1 protein-coding gene is annotated in these 1,686 nt (G+C 35.1%); it reads right to left on the bottom strand.

Annotation, left to right across the window (positions count from 1 at the left end):
* Positions 1-171: 171 nt before the first annotated feature.
* Entirely contained in the window at positions 172-1,509 is a 1,338-nt protein-coding gene (locus DXB73_RS14315; protein ID WP_118691575.1) for an IS4 family transposase, read from the bottom strand.
* Between the last annotated feature and the right edge of the window lie 177 nt (positions 1,510-1,686).

Below are 1,686 nucleotides of genomic sequence, written 5' to 3'. Positions count from 1 at the left end.
CAATGGCATTAAGTTAAGGCTAATTATGAGAGAAGTTGGTATCTTTTTTCGATACTAACTTCTCTTTTCATTTTCTTGTCACAGATTAAATTCCATACATTAATCAAAAAAATGTACGACAAATAGACAAGAGCAATACCCTTGTCAAAAATTGATACATTTTTCGATATTTTATGCTATTCTATACATGAAGCTTATTGCTTGTTTGACTTTCATTTCTCGTGGTCTTGAGCGCCCGGGGCGAATGGGTAGTACATATCTGGCAATGAGCAGTTCAACATCAGGTGGGTTATTTATACTTAACAGGAAATCACGGCATATATGTACAGCAACAGAAAAGTTGATTTTATATTCATATTTTCTGGAACCCTTTTCTATGACTACGTGCGAGGTAATCAATTCAGAAAAGTTATACATTATTAGCCCTGCGAAAATTTCTTGGAGTATATAGTCCACCTTTTTCGAATGAAAATGAAGTAATCCTATAGTATATTTTAAATCTCTAAAAGATGTTTCAATTCCCCACCTCATGCCGTATAGTTTCTTTAGTTCATCTGAAGGAAATTCTACTGCGTCCAGATTGGTTACTACAACTTCATATGAATTATCTGATATTGGAAAACGTACAATTCTAAATGGTAGATGATACAATACTGCAGGATCTGATTTTTTACTTTTTGACGGCAGATAATCGAACGTACATTTATGTGATATCCATCGATATGTATTCTTCTGCTGCAATAAATTCTTCATTTCATTTGTCTGTTTCCGAGTTAAATTTAAATCTATATACTCATCAAATTCCTCTGTGTCAGGTAAGTCTAAGCCGTGCAAAATGCCTGTTTTGTACTTGCCAAAATCCTTTACTCGTATAAGGTAGAACCAACCTTTTTCTTGTATATGTGCCATGTTGTTATACGACTCATACCCTCTGTCCGCAGTAACAATGGTCTTTGTGGTAAAATCAGATCTATCAACCATTTCAATTAATGCTTTGTTTTCTCCGGCTTCTTTAGCTTTATAAACTATAGCATCTTCATATGTGTGAGAGAGAAGGTTGTATAAAGCATTAAGGTGAAGGAGATTGTAGGGTTTTACGCCTTCTTTTGTTTGAAAAAAAGACGCTTTGTCCCTCGGATTAGTTGCAATTTGAATATCTGAACCATCAATAGCTAAAAGTTTATATCCCCTATAATTATCGCTTCGGGCTGTTTGGGAAGCGAACTCTTGAAAAAGATTTTCCAGTGCGGCTGGTAGGATTTTCTTTCTCTGCTGAACAAATGCTGATGATGTTGCGGTAGTGGTACTGCAACCAAACTGTCGTAATAGTTCGTTCGTTAAAGTAGCCCCCTCCATCGTTAGCAATGACAAAATCATATTTTCATATGGAATTTTCCTATTTCTTGTAAAATTCACATCGGGGTCAGAAACAAGTCCTGTTAAATCCTGCTTCTGCTTATTAATGAGATTCAATAATAAGTTTCTTAATTTCTGTGAGTTTCTATTCATGCGATTTCCTCCTTGTAAATAGATGTTTTCTAATTACAAGAGCCGCTTTAGCTACCTCTCAAAATTCTCAGTAGCTAAAGCGGCCGCATTTTATGACTGATTTGTCAATAGTTTATTGCAAAAAAAATCCCACACCACATTTCTGTGATGTGAGATTTCCTTAACTTAATGCCATTG

Origin of the sequence: Clostridium sp. OM05-6BH (genome assembly GCF_003481635.1) — a bacterium.
Taxonomy (GTDB): domain Bacteria; phylum Bacillota; class Clostridia; order Lachnospirales; family Lachnospiraceae; genus Butyribacter.
This window is presented reverse-complemented; position numbering and strand designations above follow the sequence as displayed.

Excerpts from the sequence above, each read along its gene's own strand:
- DXB73_RS14315 (WP_118691575.1), bottom strand. The coding sequence starts at position 1,509 with ATGAATAGAAACTCACAGAAATTAAGAAACTTATTATTGAATCTCATT.